At 68.9% G+C, this 25,774-nt stretch carries 25 protein-coding genes; 14 read left to right on the top strand and 11 right to left on the bottom strand.

Annotation, left to right across the window (positions count from 1 at the left end; translation table 11 throughout):
* Nucleotides 1-35 precede the first annotated feature (35 nt).
* The 3 genes from GLP40_RS11655 (at nucleotide 36) to GLP40_RS11665 (ending at nucleotide 3,878) form a co-directional block, all read left to right on the top strand.
* On the top strand, nucleotides 36-1,328 hold the full coding sequence (locus tag GLP40_RS11655; protein ID WP_154788202.1) for a M16 family metallopeptidase: 1,293 nt from the start codon (nucleotides 36-38) through the stop codon (nucleotides 1,326-1,328).
* Between the two features lie 84 nt (nucleotides 1,329-1,412).
* The gene (locus tag GLP40_RS11660) at nucleotides 1,413-3,110 is read left to right on the top strand and encodes a serine/threonine-protein kinase (protein WP_328290023.1); all 1,698 of its coding nucleotides are present in this window, start codon (nucleotides 1,413-1,415) and stop codon (nucleotides 3,108-3,110) included.
* An 84-nt stretch (nucleotides 3,111-3,194) separates the two neighbouring features.
* On the top strand, nucleotides 3,195-3,878 hold the full coding sequence (locus tag GLP40_RS11665) for a pyridoxamine 5'-phosphate oxidase family protein (protein WP_154787904.1): 684 nt from the start codon (nucleotides 3,195-3,197) through the stop codon (nucleotides 3,876-3,878).
* Nucleotides 3,879-3,962: 84 nt separating this feature from the next.
* On the opposite strand, the gene GLP40_RS11670 is transcribed toward GLP40_RS11665, so the two are convergent.
* On the bottom strand, nucleotides 3,963-4,286 hold the full coding sequence (locus GLP40_RS11670) for an ArsR/SmtB family transcription factor (RefSeq protein WP_154787905.1): 324 nt from the start codon (nucleotides 4,284-4,286) through the stop codon (nucleotides 3,963-3,965).
* A 93-nt stretch (nucleotides 4,287-4,379) separates the two neighbouring features.
* On the opposite strand from GLP40_RS11670, the gene GLP40_RS11675 reads away from it, so the two are divergent.
* From GLP40_RS11675 to GLP40_RS11685, 3 genes are all read left to right on the top strand, one after another.
* Entirely contained in the window at nucleotides 4,380-5,588 is a 1,209-nt protein-coding gene (locus GLP40_RS11675) for an MFS transporter (protein WP_230329484.1), read from the top strand.
* A gap of 87 nt (nucleotides 5,589-5,675) precedes the next feature.
* Nucleotides 5,676-7,085 carry a pentapeptide repeat-containing protein gene (locus tag GLP40_RS11680; protein ID WP_328290024.1) on the top strand — a complete coding sequence of 470 codons (1,410 nt, stop codon included), beginning with the start codon at nucleotides 5,676-5,678 and terminating at the stop codon, nucleotides 7,083-7,085.
* A gap of 87 nt (nucleotides 7,086-7,172) precedes the next feature.
* Complete coding sequence (locus tag GLP40_RS11685) at nucleotides 7,173-7,901, top strand: LppU/SCO3897 family protein (RefSeq protein WP_154787907.1); 729 nt, start codon at nucleotides 7,173-7,175, stop codon at nucleotides 7,899-7,901.
* Between the two features lie 4 nt (nucleotides 7,902-7,905).
* Here the strand turns inward: GLP40_RS11685 and GLP40_RS11690 are convergent, their stop codons facing one another.
* Nucleotides 7,906-8,559 carry a class I SAM-dependent methyltransferase gene (locus tag GLP40_RS11690; RefSeq protein WP_154787908.1) on the bottom strand — a complete coding sequence of 218 codons (654 nt, stop codon included), beginning with the start codon at nucleotides 8,557-8,559 and terminating at the stop codon, nucleotides 7,906-7,908.
* Between the two features lie 75 nt (nucleotides 8,560-8,634).
* Between GLP40_RS11690 and GLP40_RS11695 the strand changes: the two genes are divergently transcribed.
* On the top strand, nucleotides 8,635-9,750 hold the full coding sequence (locus GLP40_RS11695) for an alcohol dehydrogenase catalytic domain-containing protein (RefSeq protein WP_154787909.1): 1,116 nt from the start codon (nucleotides 8,635-8,637) through the stop codon (nucleotides 9,748-9,750).
* Nucleotides 9,751-9,955: 205 nt separating this feature from the next.
* Here GLP40_RS11695 and GLP40_RS11700 read toward each other — a convergent pair whose 3' ends face one another.
* Nucleotides 9,956-11,524, bottom strand: coding sequence for an esterase-like activity of phytase family protein (locus GLP40_RS11700; protein ID WP_328290025.1), 1,569 nt, complete (start codon nucleotides 11,522-11,524; stop codon nucleotides 9,956-9,958).
* Nucleotides 11,525-11,659: 135 nt separating this feature from the next.
* Here GLP40_RS11700 and dapB point away from each other — a divergent pair, with 135 nt between their 5' ends.
* The 3 genes from dapB to GLP40_RS11715 are packed head-to-tail and all read left to right on the top strand — an operon-like array spanning nucleotide 11,660 to nucleotide 13,633.
* A complete protein-coding gene (gene dapB / locus GLP40_RS11705; RefSeq protein ID WP_154787910.1) occupies nucleotides 11,660-12,439 on the top strand; it encodes a 4-hydroxy-tetrahydrodipicolinate reductase in 780 nt (259 codons plus the stop codon).
* Nucleotides 12,436-12,930, top strand: a complete 495-nt coding sequence (locus tag GLP40_RS11710; RefSeq protein ID WP_328290026.1) for a hypothetical protein — start codon at nucleotides 12,436-12,438, stop codon at nucleotides 12,928-12,930. The genes dapB and GLP40_RS11710 overlap by 4 nt, the downstream gene beginning before the upstream one ends.
* Before the next feature lie 55 nt (nucleotides 12,931-12,985).
* Nucleotides 12,986-13,633 carry an SRPBCC family protein gene (locus tag GLP40_RS11715; protein WP_154787911.1) on the top strand — a complete coding sequence of 216 codons (648 nt, stop codon included), beginning with the start codon at nucleotides 12,986-12,988 and terminating at the stop codon, nucleotides 13,631-13,633.
* A gap of 33 nt (nucleotides 13,634-13,666) precedes the next feature.
* Here GLP40_RS11715 and puuE read toward each other — a convergent pair whose 3' ends face one another.
* The 4 genes from puuE to GLP40_RS11735 form a co-directional block, all read right to left on the bottom strand.
* A complete protein-coding gene (gene puuE, locus GLP40_RS11720) occupies nucleotides 13,667-14,584 on the bottom strand; it encodes an allantoinase PuuE (RefSeq protein WP_154787912.1) in 918 nt (305 codons plus the stop codon).
* Nucleotides 14,581-15,612, bottom strand: coding sequence for an allantoicase (gene alc / locus GLP40_RS11725; RefSeq protein ID WP_154787913.1), 1,032 nt, complete (start codon nucleotides 15,610-15,612; stop codon nucleotides 14,581-14,583). Before alc ends, puuE begins: the two co-directional genes overlap by 4 nt.
* Nucleotides 15,609-16,823: a DUF6986 family protein gene (locus GLP40_RS11730; RefSeq protein WP_328290027.1), complete on the bottom strand. Its 1,215-nt coding sequence runs from the start codon at nucleotides 16,821-16,823 to the stop codon at nucleotides 15,609-15,611. Before GLP40_RS11730 ends, alc begins: the two co-directional genes overlap by 4 nt.
* 427 nt (nucleotides 16,824-17,250) lie before the next feature.
* Nucleotides 17,251-17,697 carry a MarR family winged helix-turn-helix transcriptional regulator gene (locus tag GLP40_RS11735; RefSeq protein ID WP_328290028.1) on the bottom strand — a complete coding sequence of 149 codons (447 nt, stop codon included), beginning with the start codon at nucleotides 17,695-17,697 and terminating at the stop codon, nucleotides 17,251-17,253.
* Between the two features lie 86 nt (nucleotides 17,698-17,783).
* Here GLP40_RS11735 and GLP40_RS11740 point away from each other — a divergent pair, with 86 nt between their 5' ends.
* Genes GLP40_RS11740 through GLP40_RS11750 form a run of 3 tightly spaced genes read left to right on the top strand, consistent with a single transcriptional unit; the run spans nucleotide 17,784 to nucleotide 21,073 of the window.
* Complete coding sequence (locus tag GLP40_RS11740) at nucleotides 17,784-19,229, top strand: DHA2 family efflux MFS transporter permease subunit (protein ID WP_230329485.1); 1,446 nt, start codon at nucleotides 17,784-17,786, stop codon at nucleotides 19,227-19,229.
* A gap of 50 nt (nucleotides 19,230-19,279) precedes the next feature.
* Complete coding sequence (locus GLP40_RS11745) at nucleotides 19,280-19,864, top strand: DUF6817 domain-containing protein (protein ID WP_230329486.1); 585 nt, start codon at nucleotides 19,280-19,282, stop codon at nucleotides 19,862-19,864.
* 51 nt (nucleotides 19,865-19,915) lie between these two features.
* Complete coding sequence (locus GLP40_RS11750; RefSeq protein ID WP_154787916.1) at nucleotides 19,916-21,073, top strand: lipase family protein; 1,158 nt, start codon at nucleotides 19,916-19,918, stop codon at nucleotides 21,071-21,073.
* A 145-nt stretch (nucleotides 21,074-21,218) separates the two neighbouring features.
* Here GLP40_RS11750 and GLP40_RS11755 read toward each other — a convergent pair whose 3' ends face one another.
* From GLP40_RS11755 to GLP40_RS11770, 4 genes are all read right to left on the bottom strand, one after another.
* Nucleotides 21,219-22,223, bottom strand: coding sequence for a PHP domain-containing protein (locus tag GLP40_RS11755; protein ID WP_154787917.1), 1,005 nt, complete (start codon nucleotides 22,221-22,223; stop codon nucleotides 21,219-21,221).
* Nucleotides 22,224-22,264: 41 nt separating this feature from the next.
* The gene (locus GLP40_RS11760) at nucleotides 22,265-22,552 is read right to left on the bottom strand and encodes a hypothetical protein (protein ID WP_154787918.1); all 288 of its coding nucleotides are present in this window, start codon (nucleotides 22,550-22,552) and stop codon (nucleotides 22,265-22,267) included.
* A 133-nt stretch (nucleotides 22,553-22,685) separates the two neighbouring features.
* Nucleotides 22,686-23,627, bottom strand: coding sequence for an alpha/beta hydrolase (locus GLP40_RS11765; protein WP_154787919.1), 942 nt, complete (start codon nucleotides 23,625-23,627; stop codon nucleotides 22,686-22,688).
* Entirely contained in the window at nucleotides 23,624-25,018 is a 1,395-nt protein-coding gene (locus GLP40_RS11770) for a flavin-containing monooxygenase (protein WP_154787920.1), read from the bottom strand. The genes GLP40_RS11765 and GLP40_RS11770 overlap by 4 nt, the downstream gene beginning before the upstream one ends.
* A gap of 99 nt (nucleotides 25,019-25,117) precedes the next feature.
* On the opposite strand from GLP40_RS11770, the gene GLP40_RS11775 reads away from it, so the two are divergent.
* Complete coding sequence (locus GLP40_RS11775; protein ID WP_328290029.1) at nucleotides 25,118-25,765, top strand: TetR/AcrR family transcriptional regulator; 648 nt, start codon at nucleotides 25,118-25,120, stop codon at nucleotides 25,763-25,765.
* Nucleotides 25,766-25,774: the final 9 nt, after the last annotated feature.

Raw genomic sequence — 25,774 nt, forward strand, 5'->3', positions numbered from 1 at the left:
CTTCACTGGTGATCGCCCGGAACGAGGCGCCCGCAATGGATGTCGGCGGCGTGCGCCGCACCGTGCTGCCCGGTGGTCTGCGGGTGGTCACCGAGCATGTGCCGGGCGTGCGCTCGGCGTCGATCGGCGTGTGGGTCGGTGTCGGCTCACGGGACGAGGGCCCGACTGTGGCCGGCGCCGCGCACTTCCTCGAGCATCTGCTCTTCAAGGCCACGCCCTCGCGCTCGGCGCTGGACATCGCGCAGGCCATGGACGCGGTCGGCGGTGAGCTGAACGCGTTCACCGCCAAGGAACAGACCTGCTACTACGCGCACGTGCTGGACGAGGACCTCCCGCTGGCGGTGGACCTGGTTACCGATGTGGTGATGAACGGGCTGTGCCGCGCCGAGGACGTGTCGGTGGAGCGTCAGGTGGTGCTGGAGGAGATCTCCATGCGCGACGACGATCCCGAGGACATGGTCGGCGACGCCTTCCTGACCGCCCTGTTCGGCGATCATCCGATCGGCCGTCCGGTGATCGGCAGCGTCGAGACCGTCGAGGCCATGCAGGCCCACCAGTTGCGCTCGTTCCACGTGCGCCGCTACCGGCCCGACCGCATGGTGGTGGCGGTGGCGGGCAATATCGAGCATGAGCACACCGTCGAACTGGTGTACCGCGCTTTCGGGGATCGGCTCGAGTCCGGCCTGGAGCCGGCGCCGCGGCGCGAGGGCAAGTTCCGCCCGCGCGGCAATCCAGAGTTGCTGCGTATCCACCGCGACAGCGAGCAGACGCATCTGGTGTTCGGCACCCGCGCCTTCGGCCGGCACGAGGGTGAGAAGCGCTGGCCGCTGTCGGTGCTCAACACCGTGCTGGGCGGCGGCCTGAGTTCGCGCCTGTTCCAGCGTATTCGGGAGGAACGCGGCCTGGCGTACTCGGTGTACTCCAGCGTCGACACCTTCGCCGACACCGGCGCGTTCTCGGTGTACATCGGCTGCCAGCCCGAAAACCTGGGCCGGGTCGCATCTTTGGCGCGCGGCGTGCTCGAGGAGGTGGCGGCCAATGGCATCACCGACGCCGAATGCGCTCGCGCCAAGGGTTCGCTGCGCGGTGGACTGGTGCTGGGGCTGGAGGATTCCGGCTCGCGCATGAACCGCATCGGGCGTTCCGAGCTCAGTTACGGCAATCACCGCAGCGTGTCCGAAACCCTCGCGCGCATAGACGAAGTCACCACCGACGAGGTGTCGCGGACGGCGGCGAGCCTGCTCGCGCGGCCCTTCGGGGTGGCTGTGGCGGGGCCGCACCGGCGCACCCGTGATCTCCCCGCGGCGGTCCGCCATCTCGTCCCCTGAGATCGCTACTCGGAAGTAGTCCCGCGCACGCGGTCAGGTATGCCGGTTTGTGGCTATGATCACCTCGCCGGAATGGGAGGGGTTGTGCTCGAACCAGGTGAGATCTTCGCCGGGTATGTCATCGAACGGGAGCTGGGCCGCGGCGGGATGGGCGCGGTGTACCTGGCTCGGCACCCGCGCCTGCCCCGGTGGATCGCGCTCAAACTGCTGAACTCGGAGTACCACGGCGACACCGAGACTCACGCCCGCTTCGTGCGCGAGGCCGACCTGGCCGCGCGATTGAATCACCCGGGCGTGGTCACCGTGTACGACCGGGGTGTCGAGCACGGTCGGCTGTGGATCGCCATGCAGTACGTCGACGGCGTCGAGGCCGAGGCGGTGACTGATATGTCTCCCGAGCGGGCGGTGGCGATCGTCACCGCCACCGCCGACGCTCTCGACTACGCGCATCGGGTCGGCGTGCTGCACCGGGATGTCAAGCCCGCCAATATCCTGCTGGCCCGCGAGACCCGGGAGCAGCAGGCGGGGGTGCTGCTCACCGACTTCGGCATCGCGCGGTTGCAGGAGGAGACGGGTCGGCTCACCGGCTCGGGATCGGTGATGGCGACGCTGGCCTACGCCGCGCCGGAGCAGTTGCGGAATCAGCCGGTTGATCATCGCTCGGATCAATATGCGCTGGCCTGCACGCTGTTTCGGTTGTTGACCGGGGTGACGCTGTTCCCGGCCGCGGATCTCGGGGCCATTGTGAAGTCGCATCTGTACGACAGTCCGCCGCCGGTGGGGAGGATCCGGCCGGGGTTGCCCGCGTCGCTGGATCCGGTGCTGGCGCGGGCGCTGGCGAAGAATCCAGATGACCGGTATCTGTCGTGTACGGAGTTCGCGGTGGCGGCCCGGCGGGCCCTGGAGGCGGGCACCGCGACCGCCGCAAGGCCGGGACCGCGCGAGAAGATTCCGGAAATGCCTGTGCGACGGGCGAATTCACCAGCGGTCCGTCGGACCGGCAACAGCGCGCCGGGCTCGCGAGTGCCGACGTCGGAGACACCGGTGCCACGCCGTGCATCGCAGTCGTCGGTGGCGGTGCGTTCGGGACGGCTGGTCGACATCCCGGATCTGTTCGGGCCGCGCACCGAACGGCACCTCGAGGCATCGTCCGGCGATACTGAATCGCCTCGTACGGAACGTCATTGGCCGGCGAAGACGCGGACCGTGGTGCTGCTCGGCGCCTGCCTGGCCGCGGCGCTGGGATTGGCGGCCTTCCTGTTCACGCCGTCGGGGAACACGGAGAAACCGAAAGCGCCCGCCGCCGAGATCGCCGAGATCAGCGCGAATTTCCCGGGGCTGGTCCCGCGCACGCCCGAACTGGGCGCGGGCTTCGCCGCCGCGAGTTGCCGGGTGGTGGATCACGACACCAAGGACTTCCTGCCGCCCTGGGCCTTCGAGGGGTGGTCGGCCGCCTGGGACTGCCAGTACTCGGCCGACCACGACGTCCGCGAGTATGTCCTGTTCGCCTACGGCTCGGGGGCGGCTGCCCGCTCCGTGGCCAATCGAATTCACCCGGCCGGCAGCGCCTCGGAGAATTTGAGCTTCAAGGAGTCGTGCGGGGCAAAGCAATACACCAATCTGCGCTTCGACGCCTCCCCCGATACTCCCTCCACCATCTTTGCCACTACCTTCTTCGATGATCCCGCGCGGGAGAAGTTCCTCCTGTACACCCGCGGCACGCCCACCACGCCGAGCGGTGTCCTGGATTGGTGGAAGTCCCTGCCGCTCACCCGATCCTGATCGACGGCGACGAGCGCCACACTGCGCGCGGACCAGCCAGAACGTACTGATAGGTTCGATTCTGGGACGGCAGAAGGGAACGCCATGTCGAATCGCTACGCGCGGATCGCCTTCTCGGCGGCGGCGCGGGAACGCCAGAAACTCGCGGGCAGCTACCGGGACTACGGCGCCCAGCTCGAGCACGGCCGCGACGAGCCGCAGCCGCTCGAGCCGCGGGAGATGGGTTTCATCCGCGCCGCGGACTCCTTCTTCCTCGGCACCGCCACCCCCGACGGCTGGCCCTACATCCAGCACCGCGGCGGCCCCAAGGGCTTCGTCCAGATCCTCGACGAGCGCACCCTCGCCTTCGCCGACTTGTCGGGCAATCGCCAGTACGTGACCGTGGGCAACCTGACCGAGAACGACCGCGTCGCCCTGTTCTTCATCGATTACCCGCTGCGCGAGCGTCTGAAGGTCTACGGCCGCGCCCGCATGGTCGAGCGCACCGAGGACCCCGAGCTGGTCGACCGGGTGTCCGGGGCCTACAGCGGCGCGATCCGGAAGATCGCCGAGCGCGCCCTCGTCATCACCGTCGAGGCCTGCAACTGGAACTGCGTCAAGTACATCCGCCCGCGCTTCACCAAGGAGCGCCTCGACGAGGCCATCGCCCTGGAGCGCCGTGACGCCGCGGCCGAACACCAGCGGCTCACCGCGGAACTGGAGGAGCTGCGCCGCGAGAACGAAACGCTGCGTGTGCGAGTGGAGGCACTGAGCTCCGTCGCGAAATAGGTTCGGCCATCTCGTCGGCACGCTCATTCGGTGGACGTGCGCGCGGCGGGCCGATGTCATCGGGCGGGGTCCCGGCAGCGCTGCTCAGTCGGTCGTCGGGGCGGCCTCGTTCGCGGCGGCCAGCACGGCGGCCAGCAGGCCGGGCAGTGCGGCGTTCAGGTCGTCGGCGCGCAGGCGGAGGTGCGTATTGCCGTCGATTGTCACGCGCGTGGTGACGCCGGCTTCGCGCAGGATCTTGAAGTGGTGGGCGGCGGTGGACTTGCTGATGCCGTCGTAGGTCATCCCGCAGCGCAGCGGGGTTCCGGCATTGGCCAGTCGCCGGACTATCTCGAGGCGGATCGGGTCCTGCAGTGCGCCGAGCACCGCGGGTAGCGGGGCCACCGCGGGCAGCGCTTCGGTGTCGGGCATGAGCTACCTCACTCGGATACCTAGTTTGATAATCGTCGAACCTCGCGTAGGGTTTGGTTCGATCAGAATCAAACTTACCTGATGGAGGGTTCGATGACATCGACGGCGGCGATGGCGACTCGAGCCGAACAAAGCAGCCAGACCTGGGCGTACGCGCTCGTGCTCGCGGCCAGTGGAGTAGCGCTGGGGGTTTCGGGCGCGCCCGCCCCGCTGTACGGAATTTATCAGCAGAGCTGGCATTTCTCCCCGCTCACAACGACATTCGTATTCGCCGCCTACGCGGTGGCGGCCCTGGGCGCGGTGCTGGTGTCGGGGCGCATCTCGGATGTGGTGGGCCGCAAGCCGGTCCTGCTGGGCGCCTTCGCGACCATGATCGTGGGCCTGGTGGTGTTCCTGCTCGCCGACAATGTCGCCATGCTGCTGCTGGCTCGGACGCTGCACGGGGCGGCGGTCGGCGCGACCGTGGTGGCCGGCGCGGCGGCGCTGCTGGATTTGCGCCCGCACCAGGGTGCGCGGTCCGGGCAGTTGTCCGGGGTGGCCTTCAATGTCGGTATGGCCGTGGCGATTCTGGGTTCGGCGGTGCTGGCCCAGTACGCGCCGCATCCGCTGCGCACGCCGTATGTGGTGATCACACTGGTATGCGTCCTCATCGCGGCGGGCGTGCTGGCGCTGCGCGAGCCACACGGGGCGCGGCGGAAGCAGCGCATCACCATCGCCAAACCGGCTGTGCCGCAGGAGATCCGCGGCGACTTCTGGTTCTCGGCGCTGGGCGTGATGGCGGCCTGGTCGGTGCTGGGCGTGCTGTTGTCGCTGTATCCGTCGCTGGCCTCGGCCGAGACGGGTATTCACAATCTGGTCTTCGGCGGTGCGGTGGTGGCCTCCACGGCGACCGCGGGCGCGGTGGCCCAGGCCGTCGCGGGCGGGATTCCGGCGCGGCGCGCGGCCATCGTCGGCGATATCGGCATGGCGATCGCGCTGGTGCTCACGATCCCGGCGCTCGACACCCACAGCTGGGTGCTGGTGCTGCTGGCCGGATTCGCCCTCGGCGGCACCTTCGGTCTCGGCTTCGGCGGCTCGCTGCGGCACCTGTCCAACGTTGTGCCGCAACACAAGCGGGGCGAGACCATGTCGGCCTATTACCTGCTGGCCTACTCGGCCATGGCGGTGCCCACGGTGGTGGCGGGCTGGGCGGCCACCACCTGGGGACTGAGCACGGTCTTTCCGTGGTTCGTGGTCGTGGTGGCGCTGGCCTGCCTGGGGGCCGCCGCGATCGGGCTGCGGCGCGATGCGGAGGCCGCCTGACCACTGGCGACAATTGCCGCATCCGATGCGTGATCCGGCCGGGATCGCTATTCTTCGGCTATGCGGCGGCGGAGGTTGGGTGGGGCGGTGAGCCGGACGGCACACAGGTCGGGACCGCCGGTGTCGGCGCTGGTCGCCGTGGTCGGCGGGCTCGCCCTAGCGGGGGTTACCTGGTGGGGGCTGTTCCATTTCCTCGGCGCCACCGCCGAGACGCCGAATCAGCTTGATCTGGGCAAGATTTCGCTCGCGGTGACCGCGGGCGTCTTCGGCGCGGTCGCCCTGGTGGTGGCGTACCGGCGGCAGCGCGATGCCGAACGCGGGCGCTTCGCGGAGGTCTTCGCCGCCGCCGCCCGCCAGCTCGGGGATCCCGATGTGGCGGTGCGCATCGCCGGGGTCTACGCCATGGCCGGGGTGGCCGACGAATTCTCCGCCCGCTGGCGGCGGCAGCAGTGCGTGGACGTGCTATGCGGGTATCTGCGGCTGCCGTATCAGCCGGAGGAGGGCGCCAGCCACCTGGTCTCCAAATCGCAGCGCATCGAGGATCACGGCACCGCGGTGGAGCGGGTGTACACCTTCCGGCAGAACGATCGGCAGGTGCGCGACACCATCGTGCGGGTGATCGCCGAGCGGCTGCGGCCCGCCGCCGAAACACAGTGGTGCGACTGTGATTTCGACTTCTCGGACGCGGTGTTCGAGGACGCCGACTTCCGGCACGCCGTCTTCGCGGGCCGCAATACCCGCTTCACCAACGCCGTGTTCCTCAGCGGCCGCACCGTCACCTTCGAGCAGGCGCGCTTCGTCGGCGAGCGGGTCACCTTCCGCGGGGCCGTCTTCCGCAGCGCCGCCGTCTTCGATCGGGCCGTCTTCGCGCACACCGAGGCCGGCGGGACCGACCGAGACAACGTCGGCGCCACCTTCACCGAGGCCACTTTCGGCGCCGGGGTCAGCTTCGAGAGCGCGCAATTCCGCGGCGCGCGAACGGCGTTCGATCGCACAACGTTCGCGGGGGAGCGCACCGGCTTCGCCAACGCGTCCTTCGCCGCCGCCCTGACCACCTTCGAACGCGCGGTCTTCGACGGCCGGCGGGTCACCTTCACCGGGGCCGAATTCACCGGTGCGCGAGTCACGTTCGCGGATTCCCGGTTCTACGCGGAGTCGGCCTCCTTCGAGTGCGCGCATCTGGGCGCGCAGGTCCGCTGGCGCACCGGCCGCACCCAGGAGGTGTCCTTCGCCCGCACCGAGTACCACGGCAAGGTCTCCTTCGCCGATGCGGTCTTCGCGGGCCGTTCGGTGACCTTCGTCGGCGGCGACTTCTTCGGCGACATCTCCTTCCGCCGCGCCGCCTTCGACGCCCGCGCCATCACCTTCGAACGGCCGAAGGCATGGGTCGGTGTCCAGTTCGACTGGGACGCCAGTCCCGCCACCAAACCGGCCAATATCACCCCGACCGCGTGGCCGCCCACCCTCGCCGAATCCACCCCCGAACTCACCTCCTGAGCGCTCGCGGACTGTCCGCCGGTTTTGCCCGGAACTCACTCATGCGATAGTTTGCAAGCGAAATGAGTTGAGACAGGGGATCGTGTGGTGGGGAGCCACGGCGTCGGTTGGGTTGTCGGTCTGGGGGTGCTGTTGCCCGGCATCGCGGCGGCGCTCGCGCGCCGCAGCGGCGCCCGCGGACGCATGGTGACGGCGGGCCTGGCCGTCGTGGGCTGGGTGCTCTTGTTCGCCGCGGCGACCGTCGTCATCTCGCCCGTGCCCCGGGACACCATCGCGGGCACCGCCATTGCCGCGCCCCCGGAACTCGTGCAGGCCGTTCAGCCCACCACCTCCGCCAAACCGGATGCCCCCGATCCCATGGCCGCGTTGAAAGCCGGGGACTGCGTCGAGGTGCCCATCGAACAGGCCAAGGACGTTACCGGCGCCCCCACCTGGAAGGCCGGTTCGCCGGAGCCGTCCGACTGCAATTCGGTGGACGCGAACTACCGGGTGCTGCAGAACGGCCCGGACCCGTGTGCGGGACCGCTGTACACGCTGGAATCCGCCCCGAAGGACAAGGCCGGCAAGGCCCGCTACCACCTGTGCCTCACCTTCGACTGGCGCGCCGGAGTCTGTTACGACACCACCACCATGGACGTCCCGTCCAAGGTCGACTGCGGGGTGCCGGGCGACCACATCGTCCAGGCGACCGCGGTCCTCGAGAACGCCACCTCGGGGGCGGGCTGTCCCCGGGACGGTCGCGGCGCGGTCTGGGTGGTCTGGAGCAAACTCCAGCTCACCGTCTGCTTTCGCGGCGGCGACAACCCCGGGAAGTGACCGCCTACCTCCGCCGCCCGACGGTGATGACGTCGGGAATCAGCCACGAGGGCATGGGCCGGGCGATCTTGCGCTGATCGACGACCTCGAAACCCGCGTCCTCGAGCAGTTTCCGGGTTTCGCGCGGTGAGGGCGCGTGCGCCGGGAAGCGCGGGCTGCGAGTCAGCCGCTGAATCGGCCGCGACATCGGGCCGGAGGGACGCATGGTCGTGATGGCCACCAGGCCGCCGGGCGCCAGCACGCGATGGAACTCGCGCAGCGCGACCGGATGGTCGAAGAAGTGAAAGGCGCTGGTGGAGACCACCGCGTCCAGCTCGCCCGTGGTGAAGGGCAGCTGCTCGGCGGCGGCCTGCCGCCACTGGACGGCCGCGGACCGGGCGCGGGCCTGGGCCAGCATGCCGGGGGAGGCGTCCACGCCGTAGACGGCCTCGGGGCGCAGGTCGCGCTGGATGCGGGAGGTGAGAATGCCGGTGCCGCAGCCGATATCGGCTATGCGGCGCGATCCGGCGGTGCGGAGTTCGGCGAGGACCTGATCCTGCGGCGGGCGGTAGACGATCTGCTGCAGGGCGGCGGTGTCATAGACGCGGGCGACCTTCCCGAAGAACTGCGTCACCACGTGATTGAAGGCTCGATTGCCGGTGGTCAGCGATGTGCTCATGGATGCTCCTGTCCAGCCTCCATGGAATCAGATTTCAAACTGTCTGGGAAGGTCTGATGGAGTAGCGTCGGGCGCATGAGGATTCGTGGTGCCGTCCTGGAACGCATCGGGGCGGAAATGCCGTTCGCCGACTCGAAACCGATCGCCATCAGTGAGCTGGAGCTGGGCGAACCCGGGGCCGGTGAACTGCTGGTCCGGATCGAGGCGGCGGGGCTGTGCCATTCGGATCTGTCGGTGGTCGACGGCAATCGCGTCCGGCCGGTGCCCATGCTGCTGGGCCACGAGGCCGCCGGGCGCGTCGAGGCGGTCGGGCCGGGAGACGCCGATATTCGTGTCGGCCAGCGGGTGGTCATGACCTTCCTGCCGCGCTGTGGCGCGTGCGCGGGCTGCGCCACCGAGGGCCGCACCCCCTGTGAGCCCGGCAGCCTGGCCAATAATGCGGGCGAATTGCTCTCCGGCGGAAGGCGATTGCTGCGCGACGGCGCGGAAGTCCATCACCACCTGGGTGTTTCGGCCTTCGCGACGCACGCCGTGGTGGACCGCCGCTCGGTGGTCCCGGTCGATGATGACGTCCCGCCGGAGGTGGCGGCCGTCCTCGGCTGTGCGGTGCTGACCGGCGGTGGGGCCCTGCTGAATTCGGCGAAGCCCGGGCCCGCGGACCGCATCATGGTGGTCGGTCTCGGCGGTGTCGGCATGGCCGCGGTCCTGGTGGCCGCCGCGCTGCGCGCGGGCACCGGCGGCGAGGTGATCGCCGTGGACACCGTCCCCGAGAAGCTGACGATCGCCAGGGAGCTGGGCGCGACCGCCGCCTACACCCCGCAGGAGATCGCGGCCGGGAACATCCAGGCCGATGCGGTGATCGAAGCGGCGGGCAATATCCGCGCCTTCGAAACCGCGGTCGCCGCCACCGCCCCCGGCGGCGTCACGGTCACCGTCGGCCTGCCCGCCCCCGACGCCCGGGCCAGCATCTCCCCGCTGGGCCTGGTGGCTCACGGCCGTGCGATCATCGGCAGCTATCTCGGCTCGGCCGTCCCCGCCCGCGACATCCCGGAATTCGTGCGCATGTGGCGCGAGGGCAGGCTCCCGGTGGAACGCCTGGTCTCCTCCCGCATCCGCCTCGAGGAGATCAACCAGGCCATGGACGAACTCGCCGCCGGCCACGCCCTCCGGCAGATCATCGTCTTCGACTGACCGCGTTACCGGGATGTCCGCCCGGGCCCCGCTCCGCGGACCACTGGCCGACTCGCATCGGGTTGTCGGGCCGGACGAGATCGCCCGGCTCGTGACCTTCGTCGCCCCGCCGCCGTGTCGATCAATGGCGCGAACGTCCGGGTCAACGGGGGCGACACCGACCCTCACGCGGATCGAGGCATGCCCGGCGCGAACCCCGCCTGAGTCACTTGACCGTCAGGCTGACGGTCTTGGTCTCGGTCTTGGCGGGCAGCTTGGTGGTGTCGACCGCGAGGATCTCGCCGGTGTCCTGGACGCCGTTGGCGAGGATCTTGGCCTTCAGACCGAAGGGCGGTTGGTCGCCGGTGACGGCCTCGATGCCGAAGTCGCTGTCATTGGAGATGTAGAGCGTCTTGCCGCCGTCGGTGGTGGCCACGCCCTCGATCTTGTCGTGGCCGAAGAATTTGCCGTCCGGGTTCAGGCCGTCGAGCAGACCGCCCAGGTCGAGGCTGGTGGTCTTGGCGACGGGGGTGATGCCCGCTTTCTTCAGGGCGGCGATACCGTCGGCGGTGGTGACGGTGCCGACATAGACCTCGAGCGGTTTGCCCTCGATCAGCAGGCCCTTCTCCGGATCGTATTGCGCGCCGGGGATTTTCGCCTGCGGCCCGATGTCGGTCGCGCCGGAGATGTCGATGGTCCACAGCTTCTTGTCGGCCTTGGGGGCCTTGTTGCCGTCGCGCTCGTCGACCAGGAAGGTGGTGTTGGACAGCGCGGTGATCTCCGAGACGGCCAGCTTCTCCTTGGGCGCCTCGAGCGGGTAGGCGAATTCCTTGACCGCCTTGGTCTTCAGGTCCACGGTGACGATGCGGGTCACCGGGGTCTCACGCGCGTTGGTGACGCCGGGCTCGTTCAGCGCGCTCTGGATCATCCCGACCAGGGTGTTGCCGTCGGGGGTGATGGTGAGGCCCTCCATGCCCTGGTTCGGGGTGCGGAACGAGAGTTCCTTGGGCAGACCGCGTCCCGGCGCGAGCCGCTCCAGTTCACCGCCCTTGGCGTCGAAATGCACCAGGAACGGGCCGTATTCGTCGGAGACCCAGAAGGTGCCGTCGGGCAGGGCGACCAGGCCCTCGCTGTCGATGCCGTGATCGGTGGGGGCCAGCGTCTTTCCGCTCAGGTCGCGCATGGTCTCACCGGTGGAGGCGGAGGTATCGACCAGGCCGTTGAACGGCTGTCCGGCCGGATTCTCGAGCAGGATGGTCGATTCCACCACGGCCTTGTTGCCGACCAGCTTGAACTTGGCGATCTGCGGGGTGAAGTCCGGGACGGGAGCGATCTTCTCGTTCTTGCCCTTGCCGTCCACGTTCGGGCCGCGGTCGGTGAGCCCGTAGAACTCGTCATGGGAGCCGGGCGCCGGCGTGAACGCGGAACCGTAGCCGCTGGCCTGCACCGTCACTCCGCCGAACTCGCCGAGCGGCGGAATGTCGGTGGTGAACAGCCGCACCGCGTCGGTGGTGGCGACGGTGATGCTGTCCGAACCGGTGTACCCCGCGGTGGGCGTGTACACCAGCGCGCCGTCGGTGCGCCGGCTCAGCGTGCCGTGCTGCGGGTCGGCGACGGCGACCGCGGCCCGGCCGCCGGTCTTGGCCAGCAGCTGGTCCAGCGAGATCACCAGCGGCTGGCCGGCCGTGGCGGTGAAGTCTGCGGAGTCGGACCCCGAGGAGCAGGCGGTTGTGACTGCGGAGGCGCAGACGACGGCGGCGACGAAGGCGCGGCGGGTGGCGGGACGAATTCTCACCTGGGTGTCGTATATGTCCGATCACACAGTTGGTTGACGTGTACTTGAACACCCTTCGCCCAGCTCGTGAACCATGCGGCCACCGGCCTGTCGTCCCAGCGTTTCGCCGACCCGATAGGCTCGACGCAGTCTTTCATGGGTCATAGCGAAGGAGACCAGGTGACCACGAACCGGATCCGGGTGGGTGTGCTCGGGGCGCGCGGCAAGGTCGGGCAGGCCATCTGCGCCGGCGTCGAGGCGGCCGCCGATCTGGAGCTGGTCGCGCAGGTCGACAAGGGCGATCCGCTGGGGGCGTTCACCGCCGCGGGCGCCGAGGTCGTGGTCGACTTCACCCACCCCGATGTGGTGATGCCCAATCTGAAGTGGCTGGTGGAGAACGGGATTCACGCCGTGGTCGGCACCACCGGCTTCGACGCCGAGCGGATCGAGCAGGTCAAGGGCTGGCTGGCCGCCAAGCCCGAGGTCGGCGTGCTGATCGCGCCGAATTTCGCCATCGGCGCGGTGCTCACTATGCGCTTCGCCGAGCAGGCCGCGCGCTTCTTCGACTCGGTCGAGGTCATCGAACTGCACCACCCGAACAAGGCGGATGCGCCGTCGGGCACCGCCTTCCGCACGGCCGGGCTCATCGCGGCCGCCCGTGAGAAGGCCGGGGTGGGCCGCAGTCCCGACGCCACCTCCCAGGAGCTGGAGGGCGCGCGCGGCGCGGACGTGGACGGGGTGCGGGTGCACTCGGTGCGGCTGGCCGGACTGGTCGCGCACCAGGAGGTGTTGTTCGGCACCCAGGGCGAGACGCTCACCATCCGCCACGACTCCCTCGACCGCACCTCGTTCGTGCCTGGTGTGCTGCTGGGCGTGCGCAAGACGCCGCTGCGCCCCGGCCTGACCGTGGGCCTCGACCCGCTGCTCGACCTGTGAGCGCGAACGCCGAGAACAATTCCCGCGAGGTCCTCGAGCGGGTCGGTTTCATCGCCGCCCTGGTGGTGGTGCTCGGGTTCTATTTCGTCCTGCTGGGCCGGATCGCGATCGACCTGATCGCGTCCGGCAAGGCGGCGGCAGTGGGACTGGGCGTCGGCGTGTTCATCCTGCCGGTGCTCGGCGTGTGGATCGTGGCGACCAGCGTCCGCGCCGCCTTCGCCCACCAGCACCTGGCCCGGCGCATGCATGAGGAAGGCGGCGAGCTGGATGTGTCCGACCTGCCCCGTCGTCCGTCCGGGCGGATCGAGAAGGCCGCCGCCGACGCGCTTTTCGAGCAGGTGAAGCAGGAGTTCGAGGCGGACCCGGAGAACTGGCGCACCAACTACCGCGCCGCCCGCGCCTACGACTACGCCGGCGATCGCACCCGCGCCCGCGAAATGATGAAGCGCGCAGTGGAATTGGAGCGCGCGGAGCGCTCCGGCGCGCGGTAGCCGGGATTTCGCAGGAAACCTGCCGGTAGGTTGCGACCGGGGTAAAGTCCGCCGGGTGAGGTTCATGGTGGGTTATGCGCTGGCGATAGCCTGCGCGACGATGGGGTCGCCTGCGGCGGGATCGGCCGTGGCGCGCGCGGACCCCGCGCCGTCATGCGTCGAGTCGGAGAACGGCTACAAACTGGAATGGCAGGTCAGCTGGTCGATCTATGAAGCCGAGCAGCAGAATCCGGCGGACGGGCGCTCGGTGACCGAAGTGGATCTGCCGATCACCATCGCCGCGCCACTGGACAAGGTGTGGGACGTGTACACCGATCTCCGCAACGACATCGGCCGCCACTCCTTCCTCAGGGACATCATCGTTCACCGCGGCTGCGATGACGGCGATACGGTCATCACGGATTTCACCGCGCTCGAGGACATTCCGATAGGCCCGGTGACCTTCCCGGGTCACACCCAGGCCGAGCAGCGCCTGCACCCGAACGAGCACTACTACACCGCCGACAGCTGGGACGTCCCGAATGTGACCACCCACCAGCTGATCACCTTCACCGACAATGGCGACGGCACCACCACCGTCAACGAGCACCTGACGTTCGTCGCCGACGCGGCCCTGATCGACTTCACCACCGACAATGGCGTGGCCGCACACCGGGCCACCCAGGCGGGTATCAAGCAGGACATCGAAAGCGGCGCGCTCTGAGGCGATTTCGCTTTCGGAACGCCAGGGCGGTGCTCAGGATGCCGGGTGCACGGTGCGCCAATGCTCGGCGATGTCGATGCGCCGGGCCAGCCACACCTTCTGGTGCGACCGCACGTGATCGAGGAAGCGCTCGAGCGCCTTCGCCCGGGCGGGCTTGCCGATGATCCGGCAGTGCAGGCCCACCGACAGCATCTTCGGCGTGCCCGCCTCACCCTCGGCGTAGAGCATGTCGAAGGCGTCCTTCAGGTAGGTGAAGAACTCTTCGCCATTGGCGAATCCGGCGGGGGAGGAGAACCGCATGTCATTGGATTCCAGGGTGTAGGGCACCACCAAATGGTTCTTGTCGCCGACCTTCACCCAGTAGGGCAGATCGTCGGCATAGGAGTCGGAGTCGTAGACGAATCCACCGTGCTCGACCACCAGCTCTCGGGTCCGCGGCGAGTCGCGGCCGGTGTACCAGCCCTTGGGCGCCTCACCGAAGAGCTCGGTGATGATGCGTACCGCCTCTTCCAGGTGCGCGCGCTCGGTCTCGGCGTCCATCATCTGGTAGGAGATCCAGCGCAGGCCGTGCGAGCAGATGTCGTAGCCGTTCCGCTTGAAGGCCGCGACCGCCTGCGGATTGCGCTCCAGCGCCCGCGCCACCCCGAAGATGGTCAGCGGGATGGCGCGCGATTCGAACAGCCGCAGCACCCGCCACAGTCCGGCGCGGGAGCCGTACTCGTAGATGCTCTCCATCGACATGTGCCGGTTCGGGAACGCCGCCGCCGGAACGATATCCGACAGGAAGGTCTCCGAGGCCTGGTCGCCGTCGAGCACATTGTTCTCGCCGCCCTCCTCGTAGTTGAGGACGAAGTTGACGGCGATGTTCGCCTTGCCCGGCCACTGCGGGTGCGGCGGGTTGGGGCCGTAGCCGACCATGTCCCGTGGGTAGTTCTGATCGACATCGCTCATGCCGGCTCATTTTCCAGCTCGGCGCGCAGTCGCGTCCGAGCTTCGTCGGTAAGGCTGCCGTACAGCCGCAGCCGGGCCAGCCCGCCGTCGGGGAAGGCGTCCAGGCGTACCTGCACGACCGACGCGCCGGAGTCGATGAGGAAGCGGTGGCGGGTGTCGGGTTGCAGGCGGGTGCGGCCCAGCAGTTCGACCTCGGTGCCGTCGGCGCGAATTCCGGTGAGGGAGCCCGCGCCCGGGCTGTTGAACAAGAAGTACGAGGTGTCGATCTCGACGGCGGTGATCACGCCCTCACCGGCCAACCGCACCAGCACCCAGTCGTTGGTGTTCTTGTCGCGGCGGCGCGCGGTCTCCCAGCCGTCGTCCATGCTGCGGGCGCGGCCGGGCATGAGCACGTTCTGGGGGTGTGAGAAGAAGCGGTTCGAGCAGTCGGCGATCAGGCCGCCGTTCTCCACCGCGGCCAGGTCGAACGGGCCGGACTCCAGCCAGTCCAGGTCCGGCTTGGCGATGCCGTGCACGCGCAGGCGGGCAATGCCGCCGTCGGGGAACATGCGCAGCCGCACGTGGGTCCAGCGCTTGGGGGAGTCCACCGCGAACGGGTTCCGCGCATCCCCGGACACCTTGGCGCGCTCGACGATAGTGGTCCAGCGCTCGGCGGAGACGAGCTCGTCGACCGACGGATTGCCCTCCACCGCAATGGCTTCCACCGACGCCTCGGGCGGGTAGTTGCCTTTGAACCAGGCGGTGTCCACCACGACGCCCCCGATCACACCGGGCACGCCCAGCCGGATGATCGCGGTGTCGCAGTCGTCGCCGGACGGATGGCCGCCGTCGCCGCCGCGGCGCCGACGGGTCTCCCAGCCGTCGTACACCTGGCCCTTGTGGCCGAAGGTGGCGGGGGAGTAGGTGGCCTGTTCGGGCCGGATGAGGTTCTCCTTCTCGGCGAAGGACTCGTCATTGGCCCACAGCACGGCGCCGCCCAGGGTGCGCACGGCCAGATCGGGAAGCAGTGTGAAGTCAGCGTCGCTCATAGCGCCGGAACCGTCCTTTCTCGCAGTTGACGCAATACCTCGACGGTGGCTTCGGGGGAGATCGCGGTCACCTCGGCGGGATCGAAGGCGCCGCACTCCAATCCGCGCAGCACCACGGTCGCCAGCGCCTGCGCGGTGGCCGGCTCGTCCATCACCGCGCCGCCCTGGCGGTCCAGGTAGCGGCCGATACGTGGGGCGGCGATGCCCAGGCCCGCACGGAAGAAGGCGAAGGTGGCCAGCCAGCGGGTGACCAGGTGACCGGCGCCCATGTCCCAGCCCTGGTAGTAGCCGCGCTCGAGCGAGCGGGTGACCAGGCGGAAGTGCCGCGATAACGCCGCGCGCACCTCCGCGTCGGCGCCGAGGGGCAGCACCTGGGTGGAGCCGTCGCACACCCACACCCCGGTGGCGGCGGCAGCGGCCTGCATGACGGCCTTGGCGTGGTCGGCGACCGGATGCTCCAGTGACTGGAAACTGGGCGCGATACCGCAGGCGGCGCTGTAATCGTAAGTGCCGTAGTGCAATCCGGTGCAGCGTCCGGCCGAGCGCTGGATCAGCCGCGCGACCGGCGCGGTGCCGTCGGCGGCGATGATGGCCTGCGGGCTCTCGATCTGCAGCTCGAACCTCAGCGACCCGGCTGCCAGCTCGTGCGCGGATTCGATGGCCTCGCACAGGTCCACGGCCAGAGCGGCCTGCTCGACGTGGCGGATCTTGGGCACGGTGAACACGAAGCCCCCGGGCACGCCACCCGCGCCTTCGAGGACCTTCTCCAGGGTGCGCACGGCGCGTGCCCATTCCGGGGTGGTGAGGCCCTTCATGCGAATGCCGCGCGAGGATACCTCGGAGGGAAGGGCTTTCAATACCGCACCGGCGTGCAGGGCATCGCGGTCCTCGATCTCGTCGCCGCGGGAGCCGTAGCCGTCCTCGAAATCGAAGCGCAGGTCCTGGATGGGGCGCTCGCGCAGGGTCGTGAAAACCCGGTCCACGACGTCCGCACCCGCCAGCCCGATCAGCAGGTCGTGCTGGCTGTGCGCGAGTTCCACTGCGGCCGCGCCCCATTGGGCGGGCAGGTCGGCCGAGGCGTTCGCACCGCAGACGTACGCGGTGTGCACCGGCTGGCCCGGGCGGTCGCCCGGATAGAGCCGCAGCAGCTCCGAATCCACGGCCTGCAAACGGGATTCGATCCCGTTCACTGTCTCCGGTGACAGCGTCACGCTCGGGCCTCCTGTTCCTCGAGGGCGAAATCGGCGAGCGATCTCACGGACGTCTGCGGTAACGGAACCGCCAATTCCCCGCGGTCGGACTTACGCAGCCTCATGGTGGCCGACGACTGCGCGGTCAGTGTGGTGGCGGCGCCCCGTCCGCCACGGGCACCCCGACCTTCTCGGTGTATTCACACAGATCCCCCATCCCCCCGTAGCCGAGCACGATGGCGTCCGAGCTGTCGGCCTGCGCGGCCTCGCGGCAGGCGTCGGCGATGACCTTGCGCGCCTCGTGGTCCTCGAGTTCCCGGGATCTCGCGGGCGCGCGCCTTCGCGCGAATGCGTTCCCACGGACCCAACCCTAGTCCGTCGACGAGCCGAGCCCGCGGCTCTCACCGGTGGTGACCGAGGGTGTGGCGGGTGCCCGACCGAGTGTGGGTCAGCTCTCGTCGGTGTCGTAGCCGAGGGCCTTGAGCGAAAGGCGGTGCAGGGTTTCCCTTTCCGTCGGCGTCAGGCGGGCGAGCAGCACATCGGTAGCGGCGAATATCTTCGCGTCGGTCTCCTCACGGACCCTATTGCCCGCGGCGGTGATGGCCAGACGGTATTTCCGGCGGTCCTCCGGGTCGCGATTGCGGGTGACCAGTCCGGCCTGCTCGAGGCTGTCGATCAGCCGCACCACCTCGCTGCGGTCGATCTCCATGACGTTGGCCATCTCCTGCTGGGAGATCTCGTTGCGCTCGGCGAGGTAGGTGAGCACCCAGTGCTCGCGCAGCGGCGTCCCGAGCTGGGCGTGCATGGCCTTGTGCAGTTTGCCCAGGGCGTAGGTCGGGTGGCGCAGCAGGCCGGTGGGGTGGAACTCGGCCGGGCCGGAAGGTTCTTCGGTCACCCGCCGATTATATCTATTGTTGAGTAGTTCAATCATTGTTAGTCTCTGCAATTGAGTTGCTCATCAACTATCGAAGGAGAGGTCCGATGACGCAAATGCGTTCGGACACCGAGACATCCGGCGTCGGAGTGCCGGCTGATGTTCCCGCGCCCGCCGATTCCGAGAAGATCCCCGCGCATGTCTGGCGCACCGCCGCGGTGGTGGTGTTCGGCGCGGTCATGGGCATGTTGGACACCTCACTGGTCAATATCGGCCTGCGCACCATCGGGTCCGATCTCGGCGCGTCGCTGGCCACGATTCAGTGGGTGGCGAGCGGATATCTGCTCGCCCTTGGTGTTTCGCTCACCGTGTGCGGATGGCTGGCGCGGCGCGTGGGCGTGACCCGGCTGTGGCTGTGGGCGCTGGTCGCCTTCACCGTGACCTCGGCGGTGTGCGCCTTCGCGCCGACCGCCGGCTGGCTGATCGGCCTGCGCATCCTGCAGGGGCTCGCCGCGGGTCTGATGATCCCGGCCGGGCAGACGATCCTGGGTCAGGCGGCCGGGCCGCAGCGCATGGGCCGGGTGATGGGCGTGGTCGGCATCGCCGTCGTGGGCGCACCCGCCATCGGGCCGACCATCGGCGGGGTCATGCTGGCGCACTGGAACTGGAAGTGGTTGTTCCTCATCAACATTCCGTTCGGGCTGGCCGGAATGGCGCTCGGGTTGCGATATCTGCCACGGTCCACCGGCGCGGCGGTGCAGCGGCTGGATGTGATCGGACTGGTGCTCGCGGGAGGCGGGGTGTCCGCGATCGTGTTCGGACTGTCCGAGATCGGCACGACCGGGTCGGTGACCTCGCTGTCGGTATGGCTGCCGGTGGTGTTGGGCCTCGCCGGTCTGACCGGGTTCCTCGTTCGCGCCCGGCGTACTGCGCGGCCGCTGCTGGATATCCGGTTGTTCGGCAACCGGGCCTTCGCCGCCGCCACCGGTGCCGGCTTCTTCGCGGGCGGGGCCATGTTCGGCGTGATGGTGTTGCTGCCCTTGTACTTCCAGGTCCTGCACGGCTCCGGACTGATCCGCACCGGCGTGGATCTGCTCGGCTACGGCCTCGGCGGCATCATCATGCTGCCGTTGGGCGGACGGTTGACCGACCGGTTCGGCGGCGGCCGGGTCGCGGTGATCGGCAATCTCTGCATTGCCGCCGCCGTGCTGCCGTTCGCCTTTCTGCCGGTCGACGCGAACGGGATCCTGATCCAGTTCCTGCTGTTCGCGGCGGGTATGGCCACGGGTGTGGGCGCCATGCCACTGGTGTCGGCGGCGTACGCGGCGGTCCGGCACGACCAGCTTCCCGACGCCACCGCCTTCGTGAACATCCTGCAGCGGGTGGGGGGCGCGGTCGGCGTGGCGCTGGTCGCGGTAATCCTCTCCCGCGCAACGGCATTCGGATGGGCGACCGTGTCCGGCTATCACCTCGCCTTCGGTGGCCTGGCCGTCCTCTCGATGGTGGCCTCCGCCGCCTCCACGGTCCTGCGCAGCCATCAGCGGCAGGCCTGATGTGACGAACGGGCCTGTCGCCGGTCGGGGTTCCGCGCGACACTGACCTGGTGAAGGATTCCGAACCCCTCGCATCCCGCAGCAGCCGCGTCGAGCGGTTCCTGCGGGATCGCGGCGCGGACACCATCGACCACCCGGGCGGCACCCTCCTAGCGCATTTGCGGCGCGTCGCCGGCACCCTCGCGGCATGGGGCCACGACGGCGATCTCCAGCTCGCCGGGCTCGCCCACGCCGTATACGGCACCGACGGGTTCGACCTCGCGCTGGTCGAATTGCCGGACCGCCCAATGGTTGTCGAGCTGGTCGGCGCCCGCGCCGAGGCCCTGATCTACCAGTACGCCGCCTGCGACCGTGGAACCGTCTATCCTCGTATCGACGCGACTCCCGTTGTCTTCCTGGACCGGTTCACCGGCGGCGAATTCGAGCCCACCGCACTGGATTTCAAGGCATTCCTCGAGCTTTCCGTCGCCAACGAGCTCGATGTGGTCACCCAGAACGCGAAACTGGGAGCCGAATACGGCCCAGGGCTGTATCAGCTCTTCTCCCGCATCCGCCCGCACCTCACTCTGGCCGCGTGGTCGGCCTGCGGGTCCCGACTCGCGTCCTTCGCCGTCCGTGATCCCCGCTCCAGCTAGGTTGGAGCCAACCGAGGCGACTGCCACCGAAACCCGATCCGAAGGAGCGGCATGCGCGCAGCAATCGTCTTCCCGGTACTGGCCGCACTGGTTGTAGCGGCGTGCGGCACATCCTCTCAGACGCACGCGCCGAAGACGGACTCGCCCGGATCCCTGGTATCACAGCGAGCAATGGGCAATCTGGATTCCACGCTGACGGCGGCCATGTCGTCGGCCACCTACATCCGGTACCGGTCGACCTCCCCGGCGGGAAAGCCGATCGAGGTATCGGGGGCCGTCTTCCTCCCCATCGGCGAGCCGCCGCCGGGCGGGTGGCCGGTCATCGCCTTCGGGCACGGCACCTCCGGCGTCGTAAGCGCCTGTGCCCCGACCAATTCGCCCACCCTGTTCGGGTCCGCGCCCACGGTGGCTCAACTCCTGGCCGGTCACCGAGCCGTGGTGATGACCAACTATCAGGGCCTGGACGGTCCCGGTGACGCGCCATATCTGGACACCCCGTCCTCCGGCTACGACGTTCTCGATTCGATCCGTGCCGCGCGCTCCACCGGGCTGCCGCTGTCGCCCGATGCCGTCCTCGTCGGCGCCTCCCAGGGCGGCCGCGCCGCCGAATCGGCCGCCGAGACCGTGAAATCCTATGCGCCGGAACTGAAGTTCCGCGGTGTCGTGCTGCTGTCGCCCGCCCTGGAACTCCAGCTCGTCGACACCGTCCGCACGGGCGCCCTCAAAGCTCCCGATCAATATCTGATCATCCCGTATGTTGTTGCGGCAGTGCGCTACAGCACCCCGGGGTACCGCTACGACCAGATCCTGCACGGCGATCTCCTCACCGCCGCGCCGCATCTCGAAGCACACTGCGCCGGCAATCTCACACCCGCCGATCTCGCTCTGGGCGTCACCGCAACCCCCGCCGAGGCCCGCTTCGTCGACGACGCCGCGGCCCGTCCCTTCATCGATCTCCAGTCCCGGACCAACCTCCCCCAATCCGCGACCCCGCTGCCGACCTACATAGTCCGCGGCGACGCCGACAAGCTGGTGGATACCGCCTGGTCCACCGCCGCGATCGCCAAGATGTGCACCCTCGGCACCCCTGTCCACGACCTGACGATCCCCGGCGGCCACGACGCTCCCGCGACGGTGACCGCCCAATGGCTGTCCTGGATCGACGATCTGTTCGCGGACAAGCCCTTTCCATCGACCTGCCCGCGCTGATCGAGTGATCTGGTTCGACGGTTCCGTCGTGCGACCTTCGGCGAGGGCGACCAGTGTGTCGATGGTCGACGACGGCGCCCGGGAAAGATCTTGAGCCGCTGTACGCCATAGGCAGGCGACGCCGCGTCGGACAACCGGTTCGGAGTCAGGAGTCGGCCCAGCTCAGTAGTTTGTCGACCGGCCAGGTGTTGATGATGCGGTCGGCGGGGACGGCGTTGTCGAGGGCTCGTTGGGCGCCGTAGCCGAGGAAGTCGAGTTGGCCGGGGGCGTGCGCGTCGGTGTCGATGGAGAAGTGGCAGCCCAGGTCGAGGGCTAGTTTCATGAGGCGGGTGGGTGGGTCTCGGCGTTCGGGGCGGGAGTTGATCTCGACGGCTACGTTGTGGTCGCGGCAGGCGGAGAAGACCCGTTCGGGATCGAATGCGGATTCGGGGCGAGTGCCGCGGTTGCCATCCACGAGGCGGCCGGTGCAGTGGCCGAGGACGGTGGCCCGATTGCCGGAGACCGCGCGGACCATGCGCCGGGTCATGGCGGCGGGGTCCATCCTGAGTTTGGAATGGACGCTGGCGACCACGATGTCGAGTCGGTCGAGTAGTCCGGGCTCCTGGTCGAGGGTGCCGTCGTCGAGGATGTCGACCTCGATGCCGCTGAGGATGCGCATGGGCGCGAACCGGTCTCGGAGCTCGTCGATGACGTCGAGTTGCTGTCGCAGGCGGTCGGGGGAGAGGCCGTTGGCGACGGTCAGACGGGGGGAGTGGTCGGTGACTGCGCAGTATTCGTGGCCGAGCGCCCGCGCAGTGGCCATCATCTCCACGATCGAGGCCGAGCCGTCCGACCAGTTCGAATGCACGTGGAGGTCGCCCTTCAGGGCGGCTCGCAGCTCACCGCCACCGAGATCCTTTGCCGCGGAGCGCAATTGGACCAGCGTGTCGGGCTCTCGCCCGGACCACGCCTGCGCGATCACGGCCGCTGTCTTCGGTCCGATTCCGGGCAGCGACTGCCAATCGCCGGAACGTCCCAACCGCTCCCGCTCCGCATCGTCGAGGCCCTCGACGATATCGGCGGCGTTCCGGTAAGCCATCACCCGGCGGGAATTCTCCCGGGCCCGGTCCTTGAAGAACGCGATCATCCGTAACGCGACGACGGGATCCATGCCTCTCAGTGTGCCCGCGGATCCCGGCGACGTCGTCGCGGCTACGGACGTGTGGTGCGGTGCAGCAGGACGGCGGAACCCGTCACGACCACCAGACCGCCGACGATGAGGAATCCGTCCGTCGTATCGCGCAGGGACCGTTGCTCATCGAAGGTCCGGACCACCGCGCGGCCTTTGACGGTGTCGTGACACACCTGCCCAGCCTCGAGGGCGTGTCCGGAGCATTCCAGTGGCAGGAACAACCGAACGATTCCGACGATCAGAAGCACCAGGCCGACGCCGATTCCGATGATGTGTGCGATCGTCAGTGAGTGCCGGGTAGGCCGCATGGCATTCCTCAGAGCGTGGATCAGGCTCCCGGAAGCGTAGAGGTTGTGGTCGCCATGCGCAGCCCTGTGTGACAGCCACCGCTCGTAAGCGGGGGATCCCAGCCGGTTACGCCGAGCGGCGCGATGCGTCCGGTCATGCTTGCGGGGCTCCTTCCGGAGTCAGGGCTACGTGGCGGCGCAGGAAGTCGAGTTGGTCGGCGACGACGCGTTCGAAGGCCGCGCCGCGGTAGATGTCGAAATGGCCGTCGGCACAGGTGCGAACCTCACCGCGTGGCGCCCGCGCCGCGTAGCGCAGCGTGGGTTTCGCCGGTGCGACGGAATCGGTTTCGCAGACCGCGAAGAGGATCGGCACCTCGATGCGATCGGTGAGCCTGCCCGGTCGATCGGTCAGGATGTCGAACACGACGCGGGCCGCGGCCTCGTTACGGAAATCCGACCCGGGCGGAACCAGCGCCAAATAGCCGGATTCGGCGTCGGGCGCGGTCATCAGGGCGGTGCCGTGCACGGGCCCGGCGGTGGTGATCATGTACGGGGCTCGGCCCAGCAGAGCGCCGACGACGTCTCGGACACCGGCGAGAGTGGCCTTCACCGAATTGATCGGCGGAATCGCCAGGGTGGAGGCGATGCCATCGGTGAAGGGGCACTGGGCGATGGCGGCGACCAGCCCGGCCGGGCGCTGGGCCGCGGTGTAGATGGCGTGCCCGCCGCCGAAGGAAGTGCCCCAGGCCACGATTCGATCGCCGTCCACCTGCGGCAGCCGGCGCGCGAAGGCGATCGCGGCGGCCCAGTCGGCGCGCTGTTCGCGTGTCGAGAGCAGGTAGCGCGGCATGCCCTCGCTGTCGCCGAAGTGGCGGTAGTCGAACACCAGGCACGCGTACCCGGCGGCGGTGAACCGTTCGGCGTAGGCGGCCAGGCCCATGGCGCGGATCGCGCCGAGCCCGTGCGCCATGACGATCACCGGCGGGCGCGCGCCGGATCGGCCGTCGGGCAGGTAGAGGGTCGCGGCGCAGCGAGCGCCGTCCTCGGACGGGAACCACACGTCGTGTCGGGTTGCGCCCGTACCGGTTTCGCTCATCGCCCCACCGCCTCGGCGTCGCGGTTCCGGCGCGCGGCGACGCTGGCGGTCGGGCGGTCGGCGCGCGAGAGCCCGCCCGGGCGGGTGGCGCCGCGTCGGCGTTCCAGGCGCAGATCGCGCATGTAGTCGTCGAAGTCGACCTGGATGGTGTGGCGTTTGGAGGCGACGTAGCGACGCTGGAGGCCGCGCTGGTGCGCGGTGATCTCCCGCTGCATCTCGGCCGGTCGGGGCAGGTGATAACGGCCCTCGAGATGGTCGGCGATGAGGTGGGCCTGGCGTTCGGCGATCGGCATGATCGCGCCCAGCGGCTGCACGAGTCCGACGAAGTACAGGCCCGGCACCTCGGGGTGGAACAGACGGCGGTACAGACGGATCCGGTTGTCGTCGGACGGGTCCAGGAATCCGGGGTCGAAGAACGGGAAGCTGATCTTGTAGCCCGTGCAGAACACCACCAGATCCGCGGTCACGCGGCGGCCGTCGGTGAACACCACCTCGTCGCCGTCGAAGCGGTCGATGTTCGGCATCGGGGTGATGGCGCCGTGCGCGAGCCGGTCCAGGATGCGGCTGGACATGGTCGGATGTGCCTGAGCGAACTTGTGATTCGGCTCCGGCAATCCGTAGCGGGTCATCGGGCCGGTCGCCGCGGCCATCAGCTTGCGCGCCAGCGGCCAGCGCAGCAGCGACGGGAACCATTCGGCGGCCCCGATCTGATCGTAGGGGCGGCCCCACACGTACTTGGGGATCACATGCACGCCGCTGCGCGCCGAAAGATAGGTCTGGGCAGCGTGATAGGAGGCGTCCACCGCGATGTCCATCGCGGAGTTGCCCATGCCCAGCACCACGACCCGGCGACCGGTCAACTGGGCTTCCTCGGTGTAGGCGTGCGAATGCATGATCTCGCCGCGGAATTCGCTCGCGCCCGGGAACATGGGCTCGGGCAGGCGCGGATCCCAGTGATGACCGTTGGCGACCAAGACCGCGTCATACAGCACGGTCTCACCGGTCGAGAGGGTCACCTCGAAGGTGCCGTCCGGCTGGGGCGCGACGTGGTCGACGCCGACACGGAAGCGGATGCGGTCGGCGAATCCGAAATGCCGCACGTACGAGTCGAAGTAGTCCGCGATCTGATCGTGGCGGGCGAAGTCGGGCAGATGCCCCGGCATCGGGAAATCGCTGAACTCCATGCGCTGGCGCGAGGTGTTGATGTGCAGCGACGTGTACGCCGCTGACACACCGTTGCTGTTGCCCCACACCCAGTTGCCGCCGACCCGGTCGGACAGCTCGTAGCAGTCGACGTCGATGCCGCGTTCGGCCAGCACCTTCACCGCGGCGATCCCCGAGGAGCCCGCGCCGATGACGCAGACCCTCGGCTCGTTGGAATTGATGGACATGACTCGCACTCCTTTATGACCGGCGGTCATATGACCGGTGGTCACTGTAAGATCGGAGCCGTCGCCCAGTCAATAGACCGCAGGCAGAGGAGGTCGGTCGTGCCGACAGGAACATGGGACCGGCTCGCGCCACAGCGCCGCGCCGCGGTGGTCGCCGCGGCCGAGGCCGAATTCGCCGCGCGCGGGTTCAGCGGAGGCAGCCTCAACACCATCTGCCGCGAGGCCGGCGTCTCCAAGGGCAGCCTGTTCCAGTACTTCGCCGACAAGGCCGACATGTACGTCCACCTGGCCGAACTGTCCAGCGAACGGATCCGCTCCGCCATCGAGGCCGTCGCGAACGAACTCGACTGGGAGGCCGACTTCTTCGGCTCCCTCGAGTCCCTGCTCGAAGCCTGGGTCCGCTACTTCTACGACCACCCGCTCGAACGCGCGATGACCGCCGCCGCCAATCTCGAGCCCGACCCGGTCGCCCGCACCGCGGTCCGCGAAGCCGTCAACCGCCACTACCTGGCCGTCCTGCAACCCCTGTTCGACGCGGCGTCCGCTCTCGGAGCCCTCCGCCCCGGCACCGACACCCAGGTCCTGCTCTCCCTGCTGCTCCTGCTGCTCCCGCACCTGGCCATAGCCCCCCACGTCCCCGGCCTGGACCCGCTGCTCGGCCTGGCAGACGGCGACGCCGACCACGCCGTCGCCATCGCCCACCGCATGGTGAACACGGTGTTGGACCCGTACCGCGCCGACGGCTGACCGGTAGGA

Origin of the sequence: Nocardia aurantiaca, from assembly GCF_009708175.1 — a bacterium.
GTDB lineage: Bacteria > Actinomycetota > Actinomycetes > Mycobacteriales > Mycobacteriaceae > Nocardia > Nocardia aurantiaca.

What these genes read in the sequence shown, in the direction of transcription:
- GLP40_RS11655 (WP_154788202.1), top strand. Translation starts at nt 36, where the DNA reads ATGGATGTCGGCGGCGTGCGCCGCACCGTGCTGCCCGGTGGTCTGCGG.
- GLP40_RS11665 (WP_154787904.1), top strand. Translation starts at nt 3,195, where the DNA reads ATGTCGAATCGCTACGCGCGGATCGCCTTCTCGGCGGCGGCGCGGGAA.
- GLP40_RS11670 (WP_154787905.1), bottom strand. Translation starts at nt 4,286, where the DNA reads ATGCCCGACACCGAAGCGCTGCCCGCGGTGGCCCCGCTACCCGCGGTG.
- GLP40_RS11675 (WP_230329484.1), top strand. Translation starts at nt 4,380, where the DNA reads ATGACATCGACGGCGGCGATGGCGACTCGAGCCGAACAAAGCAGCCAG.
- GLP40_RS11690 (WP_154787908.1), bottom strand. Translation starts at nt 8,559, where the DNA reads ATGAGCACATCGCTGACCACCGGCAATCGAGCCTTCAATCACGTGGTG.
- GLP40_RS11695 (WP_154787909.1), top strand. Translation starts at nt 8,635, where the DNA reads ATGAGGATTCGTGGTGCCGTCCTGGAACGCATCGGGGCGGAAATGCCG.
- dapB (WP_154787910.1), top strand. Translation starts at nt 11,660, where the DNA reads ATGGGTCATAGCGAAGGAGACCAGGTGACCACGAACCGGATCCGGGTG.
- puuE (WP_154787912.1), bottom strand. Translation starts at nt 14,584, where the DNA reads ATGAGCGATGTCGATCAGAACTACCCACGGGACATGGTCGGCTACGGC.
- alc (WP_154787913.1), bottom strand. Translation starts at nt 15,612, where the DNA reads ATGAGCGACGCTGACTTCACACTGCTTCCCGATCTGGCCGTGCGCACC.
- GLP40_RS11740 (WP_230329485.1), top strand. Translation starts at nt 17,784, where the DNA reads ATGACGCAAATGCGTTCGGACACCGAGACATCCGGCGTCGGAGTGCCG.
- GLP40_RS11750 (WP_154787916.1), top strand. Translation starts at nt 19,916, where the DNA reads ATGCGCGCAGCAATCGTCTTCCCGGTACTGGCCGCACTGGTTGTAGCG.
- GLP40_RS11755 (WP_154787917.1), bottom strand. Translation starts at nt 22,223, where the DNA reads ATGGATCCCGTCGTCGCGTTACGGATGATCGCGTTCTTCAAGGACCGG.
- GLP40_RS11760 (WP_154787918.1), bottom strand. Translation starts at nt 22,552, where the DNA reads ATGCGGCCTACCCGGCACTCACTGACGATCGCACACATCATCGGAATC.
- GLP40_RS11765 (WP_154787919.1), bottom strand. Translation starts at nt 23,627, where the DNA reads ATGAGCGAAACCGGTACGGGCGCAACCCGACACGACGTGTGGTTCCCG.
- GLP40_RS11770 (WP_154787920.1), bottom strand. Translation starts at nt 25,018, where the DNA reads ATGTCCATCAATTCCAACGAGCCGAGGGTCTGCGTCATCGGCGCGGGC.